17 protein-coding genes are annotated in these 21,795 nt (G+C 57.6%); 10 read left to right on the top strand and 7 right to left on the bottom strand.

All coding sequences use genetic code 11. The annotated features are described in order from the left end of the window. The first annotated feature begins 42 nt into the window (after positions 1–42). The 4 genes from M017_RS0118490 to M017_RS0118505 are packed head-to-tail and all read left to right on the top strand — an operon-like array spanning position 43 to position 4,017. Positions 43–1,440, top strand: a complete 1,398-nt coding sequence (locus M017_RS0118490) for an APC family permease (RefSeq protein ID WP_051670453.1) — start codon at positions 43–45, stop codon at positions 1,438–1,440. Then, positions 1,413–2,246 carry a bifunctional methylenetetrahydrofolate dehydrogenase/methenyltetrahydrofolate cyclohydrolase FolD gene (gene folD, locus M017_RS0118495; RefSeq protein WP_031499635.1) on the top strand — a complete coding sequence of 278 codons (834 nt, stop codon included), beginning with the start codon at positions 1,413–1,415 and terminating at the stop codon, positions 2,244–2,246. Before M017_RS0118490 ends, folD begins: the two co-directional genes overlap by 28 nt. Further along, the gene (gene coaE / locus M017_RS0118500; RefSeq protein ID WP_031499636.1) at positions 2,243–2,851 is read left to right on the top strand and encodes a dephospho-CoA kinase; all 609 of its coding nucleotides are present in this window, start codon (positions 2,243–2,245) and stop codon (positions 2,849–2,851) included. The genes folD and coaE overlap by 4 nt, the downstream gene beginning before the upstream one ends. Next, positions 2,848–4,017 (top strand): S1C family serine protease, encoded by a 1,170-nt coding sequence (locus M017_RS0118505; RefSeq protein ID WP_031499637.1) that lies wholly within the window; start codon positions 2,848–2,850, stop codon positions 4,015–4,017. Before coaE ends, M017_RS0118505 begins: the two co-directional genes overlap by 4 nt. A gap of 13 nt (positions 4,018–4,030) precedes the next feature. On the opposite strand, the gene M017_RS0118510 is transcribed toward M017_RS0118505, so the two are convergent. The 3 genes from M017_RS0118510 to M017_RS0118520 all read right to left on the bottom strand — a co-directional run bounded on the left by M017_RS0118510 (position 4,031) and on the right by M017_RS0118520 (position 8,895). Continuing rightward, positions 4,031–5,224 (bottom strand): Ca2+-dependent phosphoinositide-specific phospholipase C, encoded by a 1,194-nt coding sequence (locus M017_RS0118510; protein ID WP_031499638.1) that lies wholly within the window; start codon positions 5,222–5,224, stop codon positions 4,031–4,033. A 124-nt stretch (positions 5,225–5,348) separates the two neighbouring features. Beyond that, a complete protein-coding gene (locus tag M017_RS0118515) occupies positions 5,349–6,986 on the bottom strand; it encodes an FAD-dependent oxidoreductase (RefSeq protein ID WP_155121485.1) in 1,638 nt (545 codons plus the stop codon). A 7-nt stretch (positions 6,987–6,993) separates the two neighbouring features. Continuing rightward, on the bottom strand, positions 6,994–8,895 hold the full coding sequence (locus tag M017_RS0118520; RefSeq protein WP_474939340.1) for a TonB-dependent receptor domain-containing protein: 1,902 nt from the start codon (positions 8,893–8,895) through the stop codon (positions 6,994–6,996). 5 nt (positions 8,896–8,900) lie between these two features. Here M017_RS0118520 and M017_RS0118525 point away from each other — a divergent pair, with 5 nt between their 5' ends. Continuing rightward, the gene (locus M017_RS0118525; RefSeq protein ID WP_031495380.1) at positions 8,901–9,962 is read left to right on the top strand and encodes an IS5 family transposase; all 1,062 of its coding nucleotides are present in this window, start codon (positions 8,901–8,903) and stop codon (positions 9,960–9,962) included. 128 nt (positions 9,963–10,090) lie between these two features. Here M017_RS0118525 and M017_RS0118530 read toward each other — a convergent pair whose 3' ends face one another. Beyond that, positions 10,091–11,569, bottom strand: coding sequence for a TonB-dependent receptor (locus tag M017_RS0118530; protein WP_031499641.1), 1,479 nt, complete (start codon positions 11,567–11,569; stop codon positions 10,091–10,093). Between the two features lie 194 nt (positions 11,570–11,763). On the opposite strand from M017_RS0118530, the gene M017_RS27940 reads away from it, so the two are divergent. Genes M017_RS27940 through M017_RS0118545 form a run of 3 tightly spaced genes read left to right on the top strand, consistent with a single transcriptional unit; the run spans position 11,764 to position 14,598 of the window. Then, positions 11,764–12,969, top strand: a complete 1,206-nt coding sequence (locus M017_RS27940; protein WP_155121486.1) for a hypothetical protein — start codon at positions 11,764–11,766, stop codon at positions 12,967–12,969. A 49-nt stretch (positions 12,970–13,018) separates the two neighbouring features. Further along, entirely contained in the window at positions 13,019–14,125 is a 1,107-nt protein-coding gene (locus M017_RS0118540; RefSeq protein ID WP_031499643.1) for a DnaJ-like protein C-terminal domain-containing protein, read from the top strand. Between the two features lie 8 nt (positions 14,126–14,133). Continuing rightward, complete coding sequence (locus M017_RS0118545) at positions 14,134–14,598, top strand: MarR family winged helix-turn-helix transcriptional regulator (RefSeq protein ID WP_031499644.1); 465 nt, start codon at positions 14,134–14,136, stop codon at positions 14,596–14,598. A 125-nt stretch (positions 14,599–14,723) separates the two neighbouring features. On the opposite strand, the gene M017_RS0118550 is transcribed toward M017_RS0118545, so the two are convergent. Both M017_RS0118550 and M017_RS0118555 read right to left on the bottom strand, forming a co-directional pair. Beyond that, a complete protein-coding gene (locus tag M017_RS0118550) occupies positions 14,724–15,104 on the bottom strand; it encodes a TraR/DksA family transcriptional regulator (protein WP_031499645.1) in 381 nt (126 codons plus the stop codon). 681 nt (positions 15,105–15,785) lie between these two features. Continuing rightward, positions 15,786–17,606, bottom strand: coding sequence for a hypothetical protein (locus M017_RS0118555; RefSeq protein ID WP_155121487.1), 1,821 nt, complete (start codon positions 17,604–17,606; stop codon positions 15,786–15,788). Positions 17,607–17,660: 54 nt separating this feature from the next. On the opposite strand from M017_RS0118555, the gene M017_RS27945 reads away from it, so the two are divergent. Both M017_RS27945 and M017_RS0118565 read left to right on the top strand, forming a co-directional pair. After that, positions 17,661–19,286, top strand: coding sequence for a serine/threonine-protein kinase (locus M017_RS27945; RefSeq protein WP_162179977.1), 1,626 nt, complete (start codon positions 17,661–17,663; stop codon positions 19,284–19,286). A 1-nt stretch (position 19,287) separates the two neighbouring features. Then, positions 19,288–20,637: a molybdopterin-dependent oxidoreductase gene (locus M017_RS0118565; protein ID WP_051670458.1), complete on the top strand. Its 1,350-nt coding sequence runs from the start codon at positions 19,288–19,290 to the stop codon at positions 20,635–20,637. Here M017_RS0118565 and M017_RS0118570 read toward each other — a convergent pair. Beyond that, positions 20,627–21,760 (bottom strand): VanZ family protein, encoded by a 1,134-nt coding sequence (locus tag M017_RS0118570; RefSeq protein WP_162179978.1) that lies wholly within the window; start codon positions 21,758–21,760, stop codon positions 20,627–20,629. The genes M017_RS0118565 and M017_RS0118570 overlap by 11 nt on opposite strands. Positions 21,761–21,795: the final 35 nt, after the last annotated feature.

Here is a 21,795-nt window from a genome sequence, read left to right on the forward strand (position 1 = left end):
CAGAGTGAGTCCGATTTTTCCGGGGACCGCTATCCTAGTAGTTTGACTCTCTCCGGCCCCAGTCTTCTGCGACAGATCAGCTTGAGTGCTGCGGTTGCCCTTGTCGTTTCGAACATGGTGGGCACCGGTATTTTTACGACTCCGGGCTTTCTGGCGCGGGATCTTGGCGATCCACGGCTTTATTTTGCGATCTGGTTTACGGGGGGCATCATCGCGCTGATTGGTGCTCTTTGCTACTCCGAGCTGGGTGTGAATTTCCCGTCTTCCGGCGGCGAGTATGTTTTTCTGACGCAGGCTTATGGGCCGGTGTGGGGATTCATGACCGGGTGGACGAGTTTTATTGCCGGTTTTGCCGCGCCTGTCGCTGCCACCTCACTTGCCTTTGCCGACTATTGCGGCTTCTTCTTTCCGGCTTTCAAACAGAACAATGTGTATTGGCATGTGGGGAGCGGGCTCTGGAGTTTGCAGATTGGCGGCGCACAGATTCTGGCTTGTGCGACGGTCGGCGTGGTGACGGTCGCCAATCTGTTTGGCGTGCAACGGGCCGCTGCGCTGCAGAAGTTTCTCACTGGTTTGAAGCTGAGCGTCATTGCTACGTTTGTGGTGCTGGGGCTCACGGTGGGCACCGGTAATTGGGATAATTTCTCTTTACCGACTCTGCGCGAATCGAGCATCCCGTTGGGGGCACAGTTTGGCATCAGCCTGTTCTATGTCTATGTCAGCTTTTCCGGCTGGAATGCCGCGACCTATATTGCGGAAGAGATTCGCGATCCGGTGAAGAATCTGCCCCGTGCGCTGATGATCGGAACTTCGCTGGTGACCGTGTTATTTCTCGTGTTGAACATGGTTTATGTCTACGCCGCGCCGTTGGGTGCGATGAAGGGAATTGCGACGATCGGGTCGCTGGCCTCCTCGCGGCTCTTTGGATCGCAGGTGGCAGGCCTGTTTAGCGCGCTGATCGCCATTGCCCTGTTGGCGATGGTGAATGCCATGGTGACGGTGGGGCCGCGCGTGGTGTATGCGATGGCTCGCAATGGAGCCTTCTTTGCGACGGCGGCGAAGGTGGATCCCCATTGGCGGACACCGGTACCAGCGATTCTGATGCAAGCGATCGTGGCGATGGTGATGACGCTCACTACGCTTCCCTCGCTCTTCTTTTTTATCGGGTTTACGCTGAATTTTTTCTCGGTGATGAGCGTGGCGTCGCTGTTTCTCTTCCGCAAGCGTCCTGGATGGAAGCGGCTGGCGCCTGTCTCGTTCCTTTGGCCTTTACTCCCCATTGTGTTCATCGTGGTGGGGGCCTGGATGACCATCTTTGGGCTGACGATTGAACCGAAGATTGCACTTGTTGCCTGTCTCTTCATTGGGGCGGGGGCGCTGTTTTATCAAAGACAACTGAAAGGAGCCGCGGTTTGGCAACCATCCTCGACGGCAAATTGATTCGTGACCAGATTTTGAGTGAGCTGAAGCCTCGCGTTGCGGCCTTGGCTGCGCCGCCGCAATTGGTGGTGGTGTTGATTGGCGATGATCCGGCGAGTCAGGTTTATGTGAAGAACAAGATCGCTGCCTGCGCGGCGATTGGGATCAAGAGCCGGCAGTTGTCGCCGCCCGCTTCGATCAGCACCGAAGACCTTTTGACGCTGATCCGGGGACTGAACTTTGATCCCGAGGTGCACGGCATTCTCGTGCAGTTGCCGCTGCCGCCCCATGTGGACGCGGGAAGGATTCTCGAAGCGGTTGCCCCGGCGAAGGATGTCGATGGTTTTCATCCGATCAATGCCGGACGTCTGCTGGCTGGTGCACCGGGTTTGCGCCCCTGTACCCCGTCGGGCATCATGGAACTCCTGCGGCGCTACAAGATTCCGATCGAGGGACGTAAGGCGGTGGTAGTGGGCCGCAGTGAGATTGTCGGCAAGCCGATGGCGATTCTGCTGTTGCAGGCAAACGCAACCGTGACCATCTGCCACAGCCGCACCGTGAACCTGGCGGAGGAGTGCAAACGCGCCGATATTCTGGTGGCGGCAATCGGACGGGCCGAGTACATTGGCTCCGATCACATCCAACCGGGCGCCGTTGTGATCGACGTCGGAATGAACCGGGTGAGCGGCCGGTTGACCGGCGATGTGGACCCGGAAGCGATGGCGCGGCTGAGCTCCGCCTATACGCCGGTGCCGGGTGGGGTGGGTCCGTTGACGATTGCGATGTTGATGGCGAATACGGTGCAGGCGGCCGAGAACGCAGGATGATCCAGGTGGGGTTGACCGGTGGGATGGCCACCGGCAAGAGTCTGGTGGGCCAGGAACTCGTGCGGCTGGGTTGTCATCTGTTGAAAGCGGATGAATTGGGCCATAAATTACTCGAGAGCGGTGGGGCTTGCTATGACGCCGTGGTGGGGGCTTTCGGGCGGGCGATACTCGACGCCAATGAGAATATCGAACGCCGCCGGCTGGCGATGGTGGTATTTAACGAGGGCGGCGCGCTGGAAAAATTGAACAGTATCATTCATCCCGCCGTCTTTTCTTATGAGGCGGAATGGTTGCGGCAAGTGGGCGAAGAGGAGGAAGGGCAGGCGATTGCGGTGGTGGAAGCCGCAATTTTGATCGAGACGGGGAATTACAAGAATTTTGACAAACTGATTGTGACTTGGTGTCCTGAAGACATGATGGTGGAGCGGGCGATGGCGCGAGGTGGTTGGTCGCGGGAGGAGGCACGCCGCAGGATTGCTAAGCAGATGCCGGCCGATGAGAAGAAGAAGTATGCCGACTATGTCATCGATACGTCGGATACGCTGGAATCGACATTGGAACAAACTCGCGCGGTGTATTCCGCGCTGCGGAGCCTGACTTTATGAAATTGCGAATCATTGGACTTGTGGCGGTGATTGTAGGTGGATTTGTTTATGCAACTTCGGTTGCCAAGTGGAATCCACGGGGCCTGTTGAGCCGTGCCACCGGTGGGGCCGTTGCCGATACAGGCGCGCCCTTGTGGTCGGGGCCTTCGGTGACCCGGGGGGCTGGTTTGTCCAGCGACGAAGTGAACAACGTCGAGATTTACAAGATGGCGCATCCGGCGACGGTGTTCATCACCTCGACAACGCTGCGGCAGGACTTTTTCCTCCAGGTCTATCCCTCTAAGGCGACGGGTTCGGGCTTTGTGATCAATGACCGGGGCCAGATTCTTACGAACTTCCATGTCGTCAATGGATCGCAGGAACTGACCGTCACGACAACGGACAAGAAGAATTACAAAGCGGTTGTTCTCGATAAGGATCCGGACAATGACCTGGCACTGATTCAGGTGGAGACGAAAGGCGCCAAGCTAGCGAATCTGCGGTTGGGCGATAGCGACAAAGTCCAGATCGGCCAAAAGGTGTTGGCGATTGGCAATCCCTTTGGTCTGGAGGGGACGCTGACAACGGGAATTGTGAGTTCGATGGGACGTGCGATCGGCGATGAGAATGGCCGCACGCTGGAGGGTATGATTCAGACCGATGCTTCGATCAACCCTGGCAATTCTGGTGGGCCGCTGCTGGATTCGCAGGGCAATGTGATCGGGATCAACACCGCGATTTATGGCCCGAACGGTTCGATCGGAATCGGTTTTGCGATGCCGATCAATCGCGCCCGTGAAATGCTGGACGCCTACTCGAGCGGCCGCAAGTATGCCCCGCCGATTCTCGGTGTCGAGGTACTGCCGATTGCCGGGGATCTGGCGCAGGAGCTTGGCTATCCGGCTGAAGGTGGCTTGCTGGTAACGAAGGTCCGTGCAGGATCGGCGGCGGCAAAGGCCGGCATTAAGGGTGGTACTCGCACGGTGCAGATTGGACGCTACTACATTGAAATCGGTGGCGATCTGCTGGTGCAGATCAATGGCCGCCAGGCCGAGGATGGGAATTCGATTCCGCGGGCGCTGCGTGGGAAGCGGGCGGGAGATTCCGTTGAGATCGCTTTGATCCGGAGCGGCAAAAAGGTCACCGTACAAGCCACTCTTCAGGCTGCCAGCGACGCGCAAATTTAGGAGGCTCGCTCCACTATTTTGTGGAGCAAGCTCTCTTGAGGACTGGATTGCAGCGGGCGACGCCGCCATCCGGGAGTAGGACAACATAGCTGGTGCCGTAGACATTTCCCGGGCGGAAGAAGTCTGTCGACACGATCTGCGCCCCGCTGGCGAAGGCGGCATTCGCCCGGCTCTTGTCATTTGTTTTTGCTTCGAGGGTTTCGATATCGGCGCGGGTCCGCACCAGGTAGCCACTCTGGACATAGCCCTGGATCTCCTGACCCCGCAGAATTGCGTTGTCGAACATCAGGAATGCGGCATGGTCGTCTTGCGGAGACGCGCGTAAGAAGGCAACCCGGCCCTTGAGAGAAGGATGCCCTTCGAGATAGGGTGCTGTCGAGGCTGTGCCGTTCGCTGTGATCATCAGGAACAGGACCTTGCCCCGTGACTGCTCAAGGCTCGGCCAGTTTTGGGCGAGTACCGCTTTCTTGAGCGTCTCGTGCGAACCTCGAACATCATCGGGTACGATCAGCCGCTCCCGGCGGAACACACTCAGAATTTCCTCGTCGATGCGGTCAAATGCCTGCTTGTCAAAGGGCGCCAGTTGGGTTGGATTGGGGAAGATTGGGAGCGCCTGGCTCTTCGCCTCCAGAAGGATGAAGAGGGGAACGTGTTTGGGATTTGCATCGGACCATTCGCGGATCTGCGTCAGGCATCCCTTGAAAGTGGGACAGTGGCTGCGAAAGTCGAGGTCTGCGATGTGGAGCACCTTGAGACCGGGTTGATCGAGCCCGGTCTGATCCGCTGGCGCCAAGTCGCTTGCCCCTTTGGAACGAAGGAAACGATACCCGGCGGGATTGAGGAAAAGGCCGCCCTGAGGATCCGGATTGAGATCGAGCTCCAGGCCACGCATTCCCGCGTTGAGCTGCGTCTTGAGATCGGGATGACGATAGCTCAGTGCTTCTGTGAAGGTCACGCGATTGGGATGTTCTTCTTCATAGCTAAGGACTTGTTCGGACGTCATGCGCTTGGCGCGCTCGGCGGTCAGCCTGGCCAGGATCGGCTCCACGTACTCCATCAATTGTGGGTCGACGGATTGGGCGTAGCTATTGTGTGTGCCGAGGATCTGGATTTCGTTGAGCTTGGTCTGGGGAGAGGTCTTGGGGAACTCCTGGGCCGTTCCAGTGAGACAAAGGCCGAGGAGCAGAGCGGGTTTCAAGGACTTCATGAGGAGCGTGGAAGCTATTAGTCTAGGAATCCAGTCTTACGGATCGATCGATATAGCGTGACAGTTCCGAGACAAAAAAGCGCCTTTGCAAGTGGATTCTTGCAAAGGCGCTGGGGAACGAAGTCTACTCCCAGTTGAAGGTCTGGACGCCTTTCGGGCGGAGGAGTTCGCGAATCGCTCCAATCGCCTTGATCTGGTCGTTTTCAACGAACTGGAATACACCCGCTTCTTTTTTGAGCGTGGCCTGTAAGGCGGCGACGTCGATCTTCTGGACCGCTTGCGCATTCTGAATCGCGATGCTGGCCGCGAGTCCGGCAGCGTGGCCGAGAATCATATACTGCGGTTCCATGCGAAGCGAAGAGTAAGCGACGTGGCTTGCGCTGAAGCAGACCGGCACCAGGAGATTGGTGACCTCATCCCGCTTGGGGGTCAGCATCCGGTAGGGAATCTGGTAAGGCTTGACACCCACCTGCATGTCGCCTTCATTCTCGACAAAACCCTTTGTATTGATGATGCGCTGGATGTTGTGGCTGTCGGAGTTGTAGCTTCCCATGCCGATGACGTCCGGCTTGCTGAGATCGGTCTGGAGATCCTTCTGGATCATGACGTACTCGCCCACCATGCGGCGCGCTTCACGGACATAGAGCTGGTGCGGCCAGTGCCTGGTATCGAGATACTCGTCCTTCGGAAGACCCCAGGTGTTGACTTCCTGCTGGAGACTCTTCGGGACGCGCGGGTCGTTGGCTAGGAAGTAGTAATAGCCTTGCACATAACGGACATGGTCTTCCCAGATGCGGTCGCGTTCGGCGTAGTTGCCTTCGGGGTAGCCGTAGTTCTTGCCGATGTAATCGGTGGAGAAGGGGCCGTTGTTGTTGAAGTCCGCTTTGCCGTTCGGGATGGGCGCAATGAGCGTCATCTCGTGGAACACCGGGGCACGGCCACGGCGCTTGGTATCGGCCTCGAGAAACTTGGCGAGGAGTTCGTAGCGCTTGGCGTCATAGCCTGCAGGCTTGGGCCAGGGCAGGCGATTCGCTGCCACGTTGGTGGCAATGATGCGGAAGTTATAGGCCTGGATGCCCTTGTCGGCGGTGCCGGGAGGCGGGACAGGCTTGTCCGAGATTTCTGGCAAGAGCTTTCCATCAGCGCCGCGCGGAGACAGTTCGACTTCGAACTGGTGCTTGGGCGTACGGTCGCGAACGCCGGCCAGCGTCTCGCCATATTGCGCACTGCTTTCACGGCCGTAGGTATAACTGACCTTCGCCTGGGCCATCAGATCACCCTCGTAGGAGCAATCGGCAAAGACCTTGCCTGCGAAGCGAGACCCATTGGTCATTGTGATTTCAGTGACCTTGGCGCCTTCTTTCTTGACGCCATCCTTTTCTTTCAGCCGCTGGTTGAAGAGCACTTCTACCCCAGCTTCCTTCAGCATGGTGCGCATCACGTCTTCCCCCACCTTGGGCTCATAGAACCAGGCGACAGGGTTGTTGTAGCGGCCCATTTCATAACGCTGGCCGACCCGATAGTAGAACTCGAGAGCCATGCCTCCGATGACTTCGCGCCGGCCGACATCGGTACGCGAAAGGCCACCAGTCGCCATTCCGCCGATGTGGTTGTGGGGCTCGAGAAGAACGGTTTTCTGGCCGTGCCGGGCGGCGGAGACGGCGGTGGTAAACCCCGCCGCCGTTCCGCCGTAGACCACGACATCAAAGTTGCGCTGCGCGCTCAGAGTGAGAGTACAGAGGAGAAGAAAAAACGGTTTCATAGTCATCCTAAAAGCGAATCTTCAAACCGGCCTGGAACTGGCGCGGCGTGTTGCGTTGGGCTGTGACGACACCGAAACTCTGCGAAGTGACGGAGCCATTGGGTGCGGCAAATTGTACGGTGTTGGTGACGTTGTAGCATTCCGCACGGAACTGCGTGGTGATTTCGCGCCCAAAGATCCCGATGATGAAGTCGTTGCGGACATCAGGAACCCGGGGGCCCATGTTGCCAAAGGTAAAAGCCTGGGCGTTGGTGAATGCCGAGGTGTCAAACCACTTGGCGATGGAGGGGTTGTCGAGCTTTGCGCTACGGCCCAGGTTGAGGCTTGGCGTGCTGACCGAGATCGGCTGGCCGCTCTGGATGCGGGCGATGCCGCTCCAGTCCCAGCCTCCCAGGATGGCGTTGGACACCCGGTGCATGCTGTTGCCAAAGCGGCGGCCCTTGCCGAAGGGCAACTGATAGACCCAGCTTCCAACAAACATGTGCGGAGTGTCGAAGCCGGAAAGCGCCTTGTTCAGCTTGCGATTGTAGAAATCGATCGGAGTGGAAATGTCGTCGATGGCTTTGGACCATGTGTAGGAGGCCATCAAGGTAAAGCCGCCCGTAAGCCGTTTGTCGGCCTGCAGGGTGCCGGCGTGGTAGGAGGTGTTGCCGGCGGGAACGAGGACTTGTTGGACGCCCGAATCGCCGAAATACTGCGGATAGGGCAGGAGAGACTGACGGCGCGAGATGGTGCGGCCGCTCAAGCCACCGCTTGCAATGAGACCAAAGAAGGGATTGGTGACCTGGTCATTGAGCTGAGTGCCGAGAGCTAGATATTGATTCGGGAGTTGATTCAGATTCCAACTGCTGGTCAACAGACTGGTGCCTTTGTTGCCCCAATAGTTTGCCTGGACGAGGATCTGGCCCGGGAGCTGGTGCTGGTAGCCGATGCTGAACAACTGGGTGTAGCCGGTTTTGAAGTCGTGCGTTGCGGCCTGGATGCTGGCGCCGACATTGGTGAGCGGATCGCGATTGTTGAGAGCGGGGAGGATTCCGTTGGGGAAGGGATTGCTGATCTTGTCCACCGGAGTGAGGCCGCCATCGATTGTGGTGTTCATCGGCGTGTCCCGGAAGGCCGCAACCGCGCCCTGGCCGTTGCCCTGGATATTGCGTGGAATGTAGAACATCCCATAACCGGCGCGGAGAACGCCATTGGGCCCGATCTTATAGGCGAGACCAAAGCGGGGTGCGAAGTTCAGCTTCGGGGTGGCCTGGGTATAGGAAGGATTGCTTCCGCCGATCCATTGGAGGACGCCGCGCAGGTTCGGCAGTCCGGCAGGCCCAGCGAGCGGACTGATGGTGTTCGGGTCGAAATAGGCGAGGCGATTGTACTTCTCGGAGTTGCCGGTGCCAATGTCGTAGCGCACGCCGATGTTGAGCGTGAGCTTGGAGGTGACGCGCCAATCGTCCTGGAAGTAGAAGGCATAGTAGCGGCCGCCCGTGGAGATCGGCATCAGTTGGCGAATCGAGCCGCTGTTCGGGGTACCGAGCAACAGGTCTGCAAAACCGAAGCCGCCGGTTTGGGAGCTTTGATTCGGGTTGGGGCCTTGGGTGAAGGTGCGTGCGAAGTTGAAGGTGCCGGAAGGCTGGGTGTTCTGTCCTTCGTTGAAGTTCAGGATGCGCCAATCGACGCCGGCTTTGATCGTGTGCGAGCCATGTGTATAGGCCGTGCCAGCTCGTGTTGTATAGCTATTACGGGGTTGGTATTGGATGAAGGAGTCAGAGCCGTTGGAAATTGCAGTCATATCGGCAACGGACCCTTGTGGGAACTGGTTGGTCGCCAGTGCGTTGAAGCTTGCGGGAAAGCCTAAGAACTTGTTGAAAAACTCGCCGCTGGATGTGACGCTGAAATATTTTAGAGCATCTATGTTTTATGCGCGGAACCGACCAGCAACAAAGAACCCTGATCAGCTACGTGAACCTTGAAGATCGGATCGCAGAGGACCATCCACTGAGGAAAGTACGGCAACTGGTAGACGGGTTGCTCAAGAGCATGGATGGAGAGTTTGAGCAGATGTATTCGCGAGTGGGGCGTCCTTCGATTCCGCCCGAGCGTCAGCTCAGAGCGTTGTTGTTGCAAATCTTCTACTCGGTGCGCAGCGAGCGCTTGCTAATGGAGCAGTTGGACTACAACCTGTTGTTCCGTTGGTTCATTGGGCTTGAGATCGATGAGCCGGTTTGGAACCACGCCGTATTCAGCAAGAACCGGGAGCGGCTGTTGAATGAAGAGGTCGCGCAGAAGTTCTTTAGCCGGGTCAATGAGTTGGCCTCTGGATTCATGTCCGATGAGCACTTCACGGTGGATGGAACGCTGATCGAAGCCTGGGCAGGACAGAAGAGATTTCAACGAAAAGATGGCGAAGGCCCCAAAGATGGCAAGCAGTTCCACGGCGAGAAGCGCAGCAATGAAACGCACGAGTCCAAGACAGATCCAGATGCCCGCTTGTACAAGAAGGGGAATGGGCAGGAAGCCAAGCTCAGCTACCTCGGCCACATTGTGATCGAGAACCGCAATGGTTTGATCCGTGAGGTGATGAGCACGCAAGCCGATGGTCATGGCGAAGCCGATGCCGCCTTATTGATGGCGGCCAAAATAGCGCGGCCCGGCAAACGCATAACGCTGGGGGCCGACAAAGCTTATGACCGCAAGGACTTTGTCAAAACAGTGCGCGAGTTGGGAGTGACCCCACATGTGGCGCAGAACAACAAGAATCGCAGAAGCGCCATTGATCAGCGTACGACAAGGCATGAAGGGTATCGCATGAGCCTCAGCAAGAGGTGGCTTGTAGAGAAGGCCTTCGGATGGATGAAGCAAACGGGCGGACTGAAAAAGATCAAGCTGCGGGGAATCGATAAGGTCGGATGGCTGGTCACTTATACAGCCGCAGCTTACAATCTGCTTCGAGTCAAAACCCTGCAGGAGCAGTGTGCCTAAATGACGGAAAATGGCCCAAAATCAATGGTTTTCGGCCTATCGCGGGAGCGCGGGCAGGTTCAATTTTGAGCAATGATTCAATACATCCTCATCCAGATACCATCATATTCGCGGTAGAGGGGTATTTTTCAACAAGTTCCTAAGGAGGCTATATCGAATCCGCGGGAGAGCCCAAACTGCGCGGCCAGGGCTCGTGAGAATCCAAATTGCGCGGTGAGGATGAGGTTGGGCGTGAGGACGCGGGTGAAGTCGGTGACGGCCTGGTGATAGGTGTCAGTTGTGGAGCGGCCACCCCCGATGACGCCAGCGAGAGGACCCGGCACCAGACGGACATCTTTCTGTTGCGAATAGCGTCCGAAGAGGCGAGTGTTTTCGCCAAAGTTTTGATCGGCGCGGGCATCCCATTTGTCGGTGTTAATGGTGGATCCAGCGCTGCGGACATAGTTGTTCTGCCCGGTGACGGAGTCGCCAGGAAGGTTCTGGAGCGGGTAGAAGCTGGCGATCTTCTTGGCTACGGGATCCTGGCGGTCGCTTGGCACAATGTTCCCAGGGAAGGGACTGCGTTGCCGGGTGCCATTGGCGAGAGTGGTCAGCGTATTGGGGTCATAGACCGTGATGGGCGATCCGTTTGCCGCGACGGTTTGTGAAAAGTTGCCGGCGCGTTGGAGAGCCGTCGGTACCGTGCTGATGAAGGTGATGGGAAAGCCTTGGCGAAGTCCTTCATAGTCCGCAAAGAAGAAGGTCTTGTTCTTGATGATCGGACCGCTGACATTGCCGCCGAATTGATGGCGTTTGAAGCTGGGATTGGGGATACCGGAGCGGTTGTTGAAGAAGTTGTTCGCCTCAATGAAGCTATGGCGTTCAAAGTCGTAGGCAAGGCCATGGAGATCATTGGCGCCGGACTTGGTGATGACGTTCACCACGCCGCCTGAAGTGCGGCCAAACTCCGCGTCATAGCTGTTGGTTTGGACCTTAAACTCCTGGACGGAGTCGACCGGGGGATTGATGACGGCACGATTGACGTCTGCGGTTGTATTGGGTACGCCGTCGAGCAGGAGCTCCTGGGAGCCGGAGCGGCCACCGCCGACATTGAAGTCGCTCTTGAAGAAGTTACGGCCGGTCTCCTGTCCGCCGCCACTGCCGAAGTTGGCGCCGAAGGTGACGCCCGGGGTGAGACCGACGAGGGCCAACGGATCGCGGACGTTCAGCGGAAGATTCTCAATTTCGCGCGTGGTGACGACGGCGCCGACCGTTGCGGTTTGAGTCTGGAGAGATTCGGCACTCTCGGTGACGACGATCTTTTCGCTCGCCTCGCCCAATTGGAGGGTGACGTCCAGATTCAGGATGTCTGCAACCTGTACAGTAATCGGTCCCTGCTCAAAGGTTTTGAAGCCGGTGACGGTTGAGCTTGCCATATAACGGGCGGCGGGGATGGAGAGGAAACGGTAGATGCCGTCCTCATTGGAAGTGGCGGTGAAAATCACTCCGGTGGCGAGATTCCTCAGTGTGATCTTGGCATTCGGGACAGCGCCACCTGCAGTGTCTCGAATGACACCTGTGACCTGGGCCTGTGCTTGTGCGGCCAGGGGCCGGGTGGTGGCGGTCACAAAGATGGTGGCTAAAAGATTGTGCTCCAGCAGAGAGCGAGCAATCGCAGTACGTTCATGGTTACCCTGATACTCCTTGGCCGAGCATCATATGCCCACCTGGGTGACGAAAGAGTTAAAATGGAGTGGTTTAACGGTTAAAAGCTTTAAGATTGTGTGAGTTAGCAATTGTGGCCGTAACTTCGAAAGACGCAGTGACACGCCGTTTCGCCCCAATTTTGGTGCAGCAGGAGCTTGCTCGGATCCTCGAAAGCCGTTTGTTCCGAGAGAGTCATCAGCTGCGCAGTCTTCTTAGTTTTGTGGTGGAAGAGACTCTCGCCGGCCGGGAAGAAGGTCTGAAGGAATATGCCTTAGGGCTCGGAGTTTTCCATCGTCCGGCGACTTATGATCCGAGGTCGGACTCGATTGTCCGGGTACAAGCGAGTTCCCTGCGGAAGAAATTGAGCCTGTTCTATCGCGACGAGGGAGTGCGCGGCGAGCTTCGAATCGAGTTGCCCCGGGGCGGGTATGTGCCCGCTTTTGTTTCTGCGGTGGAGCCGGTAGAACCCAGCGTATCTCGCCGGAATTTCTTGCCGCTGCTGACGGCGGCGGGAGGCTTTGCCCTGGGCGGGGGAGTGGCCAGTTGGCTGTTTGCCCGGAATCAGGCTGAGGCTTCAATGGAGTGCGCCGAGTTATGGGGCGCTTTTCTCGTCCCGGGCCGGCAGACGATTGTGAGCTATGGCGTGCCCCTCTTTTTTAATGCGGGGGATGGCATTTATTTTCGCGACGTCCTGGTCAATCAGCCGACCGAGCAATCGAAGGGGCGGATTGCGGCGATCGCGCGGAAATCCGGGCTCGATCTGGTGCCGCAGGAGGACGTATATCTGGGGGTAGGTGAGGCCACCGGGGTACAAGCCGTCAGCCAATATCTCTTTGAACACCAGGTGAAGACTACGGTGGCCAACTCGCACTATCTGGGGATGTCTGAGCTGGTGGGAAAGAACCTTGTCATTATCTCTTCCACTCGATTCCAGACTTTGTTTTCAGAGCACAAGCTGCCGACGAAGTTTGAGTTTGATTTTGAAGCTGCGGGCAGTTTTAAGAATCTCGATCCCCGTCCTGGGGAGCCTCTCCGTTATAGCGGAGGCGGGGGTGGTGTCGATACCTCCCATGCACTGCTCACAGTCTGGCCGGGGCAGGACCGCGAGACGAAGATTCTGTCTCTTTCGGGCACCCATACCTGGTCGACTTTGGGCGTGACGGAATATGCCCTCGACCCGCTCCACCAGCGGGAACTGCATCAGAAGTTGGCAGAAGATCGGATGGCTAGTCCCTACTTCCAAGTGCTGGTACGGGTGGAGGGGAAATATAATCGAGTGCGCAGTTATCAGTATGTGACCCATCGCAGGCTTGAAGTCTGAGCATTTTTTCAGAACTATAATGTGAAGGGCTTTCTGCCTGGAGGTGCTTATGCTGATTCTGACCCGCGCTGTGGTATTTGGCGCCCTCTGCTTCTCGCTATTCGCGCAACAGGAATTTCGAATTCTGAGAGCGGAGTACGGTGTCGACAACCGTTGGACCGATGTGACGGAGCGAGTGCAGAACCTTGTCCGCGGGGATGGGGTGGAGTTTCGGGTTGATGGGGAGACTCTCATTGATCCTCTCCCCGGTGTGCAGAAAACCTTGCGTATCCGTTACAGTTACCAGGGCAGAATGCGCACGGAGAGTTTTCCCGATCTGGCGAATGTGAGATTGGGGAACCCGAGCCGCGACTTTTCCCGAGGAAACAATGCTGGAGGGCGTTTCAACCGGGGCGGGCTGGCAATCACCCGCGCTGAGTATGGGGCCGGCAATCGCTGGGCCGATGTCACGAATCTGGTGAGCAGATCCATGCAAGGCGGTGGCGTTCGGATGAATGTGACGAATGAAACGATGGGCGGGGACCCGGCACCAGCGAATCTGAAATCGCTGCGGGTGGAGTATCGTTATGAGGGGCAGCAGCGGAATCTGACGGTTCCGGAAGGTGGCCAACTGGTACTTCCTGAGGGGAGCGGGAATCAGGACGAGTCCGGTTTGCGGATTCTGGATGCCAGCTATGGCGTGCAGGGCCGGAAGAAGAACGTCACCAACCAACTCAACAGTGCGTTGCGCAACGATCGTCTCAACATGCGAGTGAGCAACGCGAATCTGGGGGGCGACCCTTATCCAGGGCCCGATAAAGAGCTCTATGTCCGTTATTCCTATCGCGGACGTGAGTATGAGAGCTACACCCAAGAGGGGATGTTGCTGAACCTGCCGAACGAGAATGACCGGCTGGTGCATGGCTCCTCCAATTCCAATGCGGCGCTCCAGATCGAATCGGCTACCTGGGGAAGTGGGAATCGGACGATGGATGTAACTCGTGAGCTGCAAGGGCGGATGCAGAACAACCGGCTGAGTATCCGGGCAGAGAATGCGATGTTTTCCCGGGATCCGGCCGTGGGCGCCGATAAGGAACTCGTCGTCCGCTATCGTGTTGCAAACGGGAGCAGCCAGACGATTCGCGTGCGCGAGGGAAGCACGCTAAATATTCCATAGATTGGATCATGATGCCAGGAAAATTATTGCAAGAGATTGCACAGGCAAAGCCCTGGACCTGCCGGGAAGAAGAGGCCTTTCTCAATATTGCCCGCACCTATGAATATCTCGCGCAGACCCTCTCCGAGTTTTTTCGCGAGTACCATCTTTCGATGACGCAATACAATATGTTACGGATTCTGCGGGGGGCTGGTCCGGAGGGGCTGAATTGCACGGAAGCTGCACGGCGGATGATCACGCATGATCCCGACGTGACGCGGCTTTTTGACCGGCTGGAGGTGAGAAGGTTGATTCTACGGAAGCGGTCGAGCGTCGACCGGCGTGTGGTGCTGGCATCGATCACCGAGCATGGACTCGAGCTGCTGTCCCAAATGGATGAGCCGCTCTGCGATTTGCATGTCCGGCAGATGGCAGGACTGACGCCGGAGAAGCTGGAAACTTTGATTGAGGCCTGCGAAGCCCTGCGGCCGTAAAAAACGGTTTGTAAATCAACAACCGCTCCAGGGAGGTGCCTGGAGCGGTTGTTTTTGCTTGCTTTATGCTTGCGTTCGAAGAGAGCAAAGTAAAGCGCCTTGCTCCCCTCGTGTGTGGGATGTCGTTAAGCGGTGACGAGCAGGTCGTCAAAACTTTCCTGGCCCATGGCCTGGTTGCGATCGGAAATCTCCTGGCAAGTGATGCAATAAGCGGCCCAGGGCACAGCTTGCAAGCGCTTGAGACTGATCTCCTCTTCACAGTGGAGGCAGGTGCCGTAGCTGTTGTCCTTGAAGCGCTCGAGAGCAGCGCGGACATTGCGCAGCAGCGCACTGTCCCGATCGAGATTCCGGATGGCGAGTTCCCGCTCCCCAGCCTGCTGGACTTCGTCCAGGGCGTCCGGGCTCTTTTCGATTTCGATGCCTTCGCGGTTGACGATTACACGCAAAAGCTCGGCTTGCTTCTTTTCGAGAGTGTCCTTGAATTTGTTGAGTTCTTGTTTTGTCATTGTTTTTGTTCTCCTTCGTTCTTTTACCTAGTACTACCGGCCTCCGGCACCCGCCTGGCCGTCAGAGCCCTCCCGAAATCTCACATTTCTGGAGGCTCTTTTTCCGCTCGCGCCTCTTGTTATCAGGTAGACGAGAAAACGCGGCGAAAGTTTCAAAATATCTCAGTAGATTGGGCTCAGATCTGCTTAACGCATCTTAATCTTGGGCACACGAATCCTATCATAGTGTCAATGCCTATTTGTTTCAGTTTTGTTGGAATCACCGGTGCGCCCAAGGCTCGATCCCGGTAACTCCTCATCCGCAAGGCAGGATTCAATCAGCGCTCCGAAGCTTCTCAAAACTCACGACGCTCCACAAAGGCTTGTGGGGTCAAGGTCGAGCGCGGGTCGCCAATCGACTCAGTGAAGTATAGCATGGCTGTCAAGAGCTGTCCTTGCTGATCTTAAAGAAAATTCCATAAAAAGATCACCTCCCAATCCGCGTCACACGAGCTCTTGATGGGTCATTTTTTTTGTTCTAACTGGAAAGATCTCCGCCAATCCCTGGCGATTCGCTACTGCGGCAAGCGCTGTTTATCCTACGCTTGCATTGTCATATCGGATGTTCTGTCCGCTTCAATAACGTGTCTCTTTAATGACGTAGTTTTCGCATGAAAGTTGCTGAAAATTATGGGATCCCCTCTAGCGGATCGAAATTTGACCCAGTACAAGGGACAAGTCGCGGTTGTCCTGCGGGGGGTGGAAGGTCTTTGAGACTTGAAACTCGATTTCGAGCTCTGTCTGCCCCTGGAATTTCGCCGGTAGCGGGAAGCTCAGTTGCAGCGGGCCGGGGTGGATTGGGGTGGTTGTGATTTCCTCACCATTCACCTTGAGCGTCAGTTTCGCCTCGCCCAGTGCTTCCGGGGTGTAGCCTTTCACGAACAAGGTTGCGGAAGTAGAAAAAGGACCTCCCAGCCGGAGGTGGGCGTCGCGGCCGATCCAGCGATTGCCGCTTTCGATCTGATACCAGCCTTTGCCAAACTGCGTCGCGTAAGCGGGATCGCCGGTTAGAACATTGGCAGAGAAGCCGTTGCCGAGTGAGAGTGCTTGATTGTGCGCCCATTCCCGGGTGACATCCCGAAGATGAGCGCCTTCCAGACGGTAGACGAGAATCGCATCCTGTTCAAACGCGGTGCGGACAATCCCCGGTGCTGCTGTGAGCGGATTCCGTGGCAGGCTTGGATCAGGGGCGATGCGAACGCCCTCTGCATGGACGAGACGGAGAGCATTGTCCACAAAAACACTTTCATAGAGGGCCGGATCGACTCCTTCGACAAGGATGAGCTTGCCGGGATGGTGCTCCACCACATACTGGAGACCACGAACGAGAACCCGTCCCGATCCGCTGCGGGCGAGATACCAATCAAAGGTTGCATTCTGTACCAGCCAACTCGGCCAGATGTAGAGAATCAGAAGCGCTGCGCCCGCCCAACGGGCCGGGCCCGGGAGGCGCAGGGGAATGGTGGCGAGGACGATCATCATGCCAAAGGCGGCGGAACCGAGGTAGTAGTCGGTGCGATGGTCTCGCAAGGGGAGTACAGGGGTGAGGAGCGCCAAGCTGATGATCATGCCGAAGAGCGGAAGATAATCGCGCCGGAGGGTGCGCCAGAGGGTAAAACCGAGGATGGCGGGGGTGAGGATCCAGCGCACCGGCATTTCGAGCCAGTTCCAGTCCGGACCGAAGTTTTTGAGCTTGACCGCAGCCAGCAACCACTGCCAATAGACCCCAAGTGTTTCAAAAAGCGCCATATCGAAGTGCATCCGGTAGGCCGGGGCATCTTTGAGCTTCGGAATCAGCCACAGGTGTGCTGCCAGGAAGGCGGCGGCGGGGAGAAAGTAAGGCAGCGCGGCAGAAATCCGCCGCCGCTCGAAAAGAATGGCCCAGGCCAGCAGGATGCCGGGCAGGGCAATGATATTCTCGAGCGCGCCAAAGCCGAGCAGGTAACAGGCCCAGGAGCCGAGAAGCCAGCCGCGGCGATTGGTATCGGCGTAATACAAAAAGCACAACAGAGACCCGAGGACGAGGGCAGAGAGCAGGACCTGGTTGTAAGCGGAAATCCAGCTCATCGCGACACTCAGGCCAAAGTTCAGTGCCCAGAGGGATGCGGCGAGTACGCCGGTGAACAGACTGCCGCTGAGGCGGCGTACCACGAGGACCAGGAGAATCTCCGCCACCGCCAGGGTCAGGAACATCCCAATGCGCATGGGCAGCGATTCCAGGCCGAACATGCTCTCAAAGCTGAGAAAATAGAGGCGTTCGCTCAAGGTCCGGATGGTTCCCTGAGCCATGGGGCTGAAGAGCGCCTGCCAGAGGTCGGACGGCGACTGCACGCTGAGGCGGAGTCCGAGCCAGGCAAAATCATCTGCGAGGAACCAGATGCGGAAGCTCTTACGGTACAGAATTAGGGTGACAACGACGGGAAACAGAATTGCCGCCCAATGTTTCAATCGTGGTCCGTTCATCGAAGTTCCTATTTTGTCACTTCGCTGCGTGTGGGAAACTCGGTTGACGGGCTGATGCAGAAAATTGGACGCTATCAGGTAGAACACGAGTTGGGTCGTGGGGCCATGGGGGTCGTGTATCGAGCCTTTGATCCCGCGATCGGACGGCGTATTGCGATTAAGACCATCCGGCTCGATGAGTTGGGCGATCCGCAGGCTCGGGTGGCGCTGCGGGAGCGGCTGTTGCGCGAGGCGCAGTCGGCGGGCATTCTCTCCCATCCCAATATCGTTACGATTTACGACATCTCCGAGGATTCGGCGAATGCGTACATCTTCATGGAGTATGTCCAGGGGACGACGCTCGATTCCTTTGCGCGTGGCATGCCGATGCCGGATCTTCTGGCAATTCTCGAGCAGACCGCCCAGGCGCTGGATTATGCGCATTTGAAGGGAATTGTCCACCGCGACATCAAACCGGCGAACCTGATGCTGTCCGGCAAGCAGGTGAAGGTCACTGATTTTGGGGTTGCCCGCTTGCGCCATCGCGATTCGACGCAATCGGGTGCATTGCTGGGCACGCCCAGCTATATGAGCCCGGAACAGGTGGCAGGCGGCGAGATTACGGGCGCTGCGGATCAGTATGCGCTGGGCATCATTGCGTATGAGTATCTGGCGGGTGTGAAGCCTTTCGAGAATGAGAATCTGGCGAATCTGTTGTTCCGAATCACGCAGAATCCGCCCGCCTTTGTTGACCGGCTGAGCGTGCCGGTGAATCAGGTTCTACAGAAAGTGCTTGCGAAGAAGGCCGAAGATCGCTATCCGAACTGTGTCGCCTTTGTGGTGGCGCTCGGCCAGGCATTGGGCACCACCTCCTTTGCCGCGACTCCTGTCCGGGAGACCAGCGGCGATGAACCGACGATCGCTCAGGTGGAGACGGTCGAGATGGCCGCGCCGGTTCTTCCGGTGTTGCATCTGCCGCCTCCGCCGGCCCCTTCGCGATGGAAGCCCATTCTGGGCGTGTTGTTTGGCGCCAGTCTGATTGTGGCGGTGCTTTGGCTCAGTTTTGGGCAACGCGAGGAGACGCCTGTGGCCGCCACGAAGATGCCGGAGCCAGTGGCCAGCGAAGCCAAGCCGAGTGCCATGGGGGAGAAAGTGGAGGTTCCGAAGCAGGAACCCCCCGCTGAGGATCCTCCCGCGCCAGAAACGGTTTCTGAAACGAAGCCTGCTGCTCCGCCCAGAACCGCAGCCATTCAGGAAACGCGCCCGCCGGTGCCAGGCGGCGTGCAATCGGTTGTTTTCCTCTCCAGTCCGGAAGGCGCCGAGGTGGCGGTGAGCGGGGGCGTCCAGGATCGTTGCCCTCAGACCCCTTGCACGCTCGAATTGCCGGCGGGGAGTTTTGAGATTCGCGGGAAACTGGCCGGTTATCCGGACGTGGTGCGGAGCGTGCGTGTTCCGGACCAGAGCCGGGTGTACCTTTCATTCGAGAAACCGCAAGGAACGGTTGCTGTAAATTCCAATGTAAGCGGTGCTACGATTCGGATCGATGGCAAAGATACCGGGCAGAAAACTCCAGCCTTGCTGAAATTGGCGCCTGGAAAATATACATTAGAAGTTGTTAAAGAAGGTTTTCCTGTTCAGTCGCAGGAACTGACCGTCCGAAATGGTGCGGTACAAACTCTTACCGTAAATTGGAATCAATAATATGTACTCCCAGTTGAAACTCGGCCGCCGCTCTCTATTCGGTATGGCGGGCTCACTCTTTGTTCCGAACTTCGCTGCCTCGTTGGCGGCGCAGATGACAGGGCCATTGGTTGAGGGTAAGTCTCCGAGCATGATCATTCACTCTCGGAGGCCGGAGGACTATGAGATGCCTCTGGAAGGTTTTCTCCAGGCAATCACTCCGACAGAGCTGTTCTATGTGCGTAGTCATCACTACACCCCTCAAGTAGATCTGGAGCGTCACTCCCTTCGAGTTGGTGGCGAGGTTGCATCGCCTTATTCGATTACTTTGCGGGATTTGAAGAAGCTGCCGCGGATCGAGTTAGTGGGAGTGATGGAGTGCGCTGGGAATGGGCGCGGCTTTTACACGCCACGACTTCCCGGTTTGCAATGGACTCATGGCGGAGTGGGGAATGCGCGCTGGGCGGGAGTCCGGCTGGCGGACGTGCTGAAGACGGCCAATGTCAGAGCGAGCACGAAGCATATTCTTTTTGATGGAGCCGATGTGGCAATCGGATCGATGCCCAAGTTCCAACGCAGCATTCCTCTGAAGAAGGCAATGGATCCCGATACGATGCTGGCCTTTGAGATGAACGGTAAGCCCCTGACGCCCACGCATGGCTTTCCGCTGCGTCTGATCGTGCCGGGCTGGGGCGGCGACTCGTGGGTGAAGTGGTTGGTGGGAATTCAAGCGTTGGACCGGGAGTTTGATGGCTTCTTTATGAAGACTGCCTATCGCTATCCAACTAAGCCGGTGGTTCCTGGTACGGCCATCGATCCGGCGCAGATGAAGCCGGTGGAATCCGTACGCGCGAAGAGTGTCATTGCCATGCCACGTGACAATGCCGTGATCGGGCAGGGAACAACCCGGATTGCCGGTGCGGCGTGGTCGGGGGAAGTGCCGTTGGCGAAAGTGGAGGTCTCGACGGATGGGGGACGCTCCTGGTCGATTGCCCGGCTGACCAGTTCGAATGGGCGCTGGGCGTGGCAGACCTGGGACTACTCCTGGAACGCCACGCCGGGCAGCTACCGGATCCAGGCCCGGGCGACTGACGCCAATGGCTATAGCCAACCGACCGAGCAAGAGTGGAACCCGAGCGGGTATCTGTGGAATGTGATCCAGACGGTCCGCGTGGAAGTGACGCCGATGTTGTCGACAACCTATCGCAATAGCTGTACCAGTTGCCATGGCGAAGATATCATTCGCGGTCAGAAGCTGACTCGAAGCCAGTGGGAGCGTGAGGTCGACAAGATGATGCGCTGGGGCGCACAGGTGCCAACCGATCAGAAAACAAGTCTGATCGAGTATTTGTCGACGCGCTTTAAGCCTTAAGCGGCTGCTCGCTTTGGGCCCAACGGAGCAGCAGCGCTCCTACCAGACAGAGCAGGATGTCGGTGATATCCGGAATCCGGCCCGGTTGATAGATTTGCGAGATTTCGCCTGCGAAGACCAGCGCCGTGATGAGAAGCGTGGCAATCCCGAGCGGAAGTGCGAACGCGATCTGGAACTGCCGAATGCCGTAGATCGCAAAGAAGAGTTTGTCCGCGATGATAGACAAGCCATCGGGACGGGCCAGGCCGAGCGCGGCGGAAAGCGGCATCCAGGAGAACGAATGGGCGGCGCGGTCCGACCACTCGAACGGCATTGTCTGGCGGAGGGCGAGGATCAGTAGCGTGGCCAGGGCAAGCGATCGCGCCAGGACAAGGTTGCCGGCGACAGGGAGTATGAGCCCGAGGATCAGGCCCACGGCAGAGGCAATCGTCTTCTCCGCTCCCATGGGCCTGCCAATGAGCAGCAATTGGAGGGGAAGAGCGGCCAGCAGCAGGATGCCGGCGATGGTGGCGACGCGTAGGGCAAAGGTCTCTTTGAGCAGCGTGGCAATGGCGAAACCGGCAAAGGCAAGGCCGAGGATTTGGATGATTGCTTCCGGCGAATCGACTGGTTCGGAGTGGATGCTGTAAAGGGACGAACGGCGAAAGCTGGGGACAAAGGGCGCCCAGCGGGCGATGGCCCAAAGGAAGACGACGAGGATGGCGCTCCGGTCTTCGGTCCAGGACAAACCACGAAAGCGCTTGGAGAGCCAGCTCACGAGCTTGGTTCGCGCGAGCAGGGCTCCCAGTGCGGCTCCCATGGAGTTCAGTAGCACGTCGCGAGCCGAGGAAACGCGCATGGGCTCGAAGGCCTGGAGGTATTCGAGACCCGTGGAGAGTAGCGACGCGCCAGTCAGCGTGAGAAGGAACCCTCTCCAACCCGGGAAGCTGAGGGCTCCAAAGAGGCCGAGTGGCAGATAGAAATAGAGGTTCATCACCACATCGAGCCAGTCGCCCGGGGTGTCTGGAGAACTCCAGGCTAAGGGAAGCCGGGGTCTGCTAATGAAGTGGAACGGAAACAGCGTCAGATGCACCACTAACAGGAGTGAGAGCAGCAGCGCCGCGCGAGTAGGGTTGAATTTCACGAGCGGGGAAGGCCGATGGCGCGCAGGTTGACTGT

The sequence above is a fragment of the Bryobacter aggregatus MPL3 genome, from assembly GCF_000702445.1.
GTDB lineage: Bacteria > Acidobacteriota > Terriglobia > Bryobacterales > Bryobacteraceae > Bryobacter > Bryobacter aggregatus.

Bases quoted from the DNA above. Each gene is read 5' to 3' on its own strand.
- coaE (WP_031499636.1), top strand. From the start codon at position 2,243: ATGATCCAGGTGGGGTTGACCGGTGGGATGGCCACCGGCAAGAGTCTG.
- M017_RS0118505 (WP_031499637.1), top strand. From the start codon at position 2,848: ATGAAATTGCGAATCATTGGACTTGTGGCGGTGATTGTAGGTGGATTT.
- M017_RS0118510 (WP_031499638.1), bottom strand. From the start codon at position 5,224: ATGAAGTCCTTGAAACCCGCTCTGCTCCTCGGCCTTTGTCTCACTGGA.
- M017_RS0118515 (WP_155121485.1), bottom strand. From the start codon at position 6,986: ATGAAACCGTTTTTTCTTCTCCTCTGTACTCTCACTCTGAGCGCGCAG.
- M017_RS0118525 (WP_031495380.1), top strand. From the start codon at position 8,901: ATGCGCGGAACCGACCAGCAACAAAGAACCCTGATCAGCTACGTGAAC.
- M017_RS0118540 (WP_031499643.1), top strand. From the start codon at position 13,019: ATGCTGATTCTGACCCGCGCTGTGGTATTTGGCGCCCTCTGCTTCTCG.
- M017_RS0118545 (WP_031499644.1), top strand. From the start codon at position 14,134: ATGATGCCAGGAAAATTATTGCAAGAGATTGCACAGGCAAAGCCCTGG.
- M017_RS0118550 (WP_031499645.1), bottom strand. From the start codon at position 15,104: ATGACAAAACAAGAACTCAACAAATTCAAGGACACTCTCGAAAAGAAG.
- M017_RS0118555 (WP_155121487.1), bottom strand. From the start codon at position 17,606: ATGAACGGACCACGATTGAAACATTGGGCGGCAATTCTGTTTCCCGTC.
- M017_RS27945 (WP_162179977.1), top strand. From the start codon at position 17,661: ATGCAGAAAATTGGACGCTATCAGGTAGAACACGAGTTGGGTCGTGGG.
- M017_RS0118565 (WP_051670458.1), top strand. From the start codon at position 19,288: ATGTACTCCCAGTTGAAACTCGGCCGCCGCTCTCTATTCGGTATGGCG.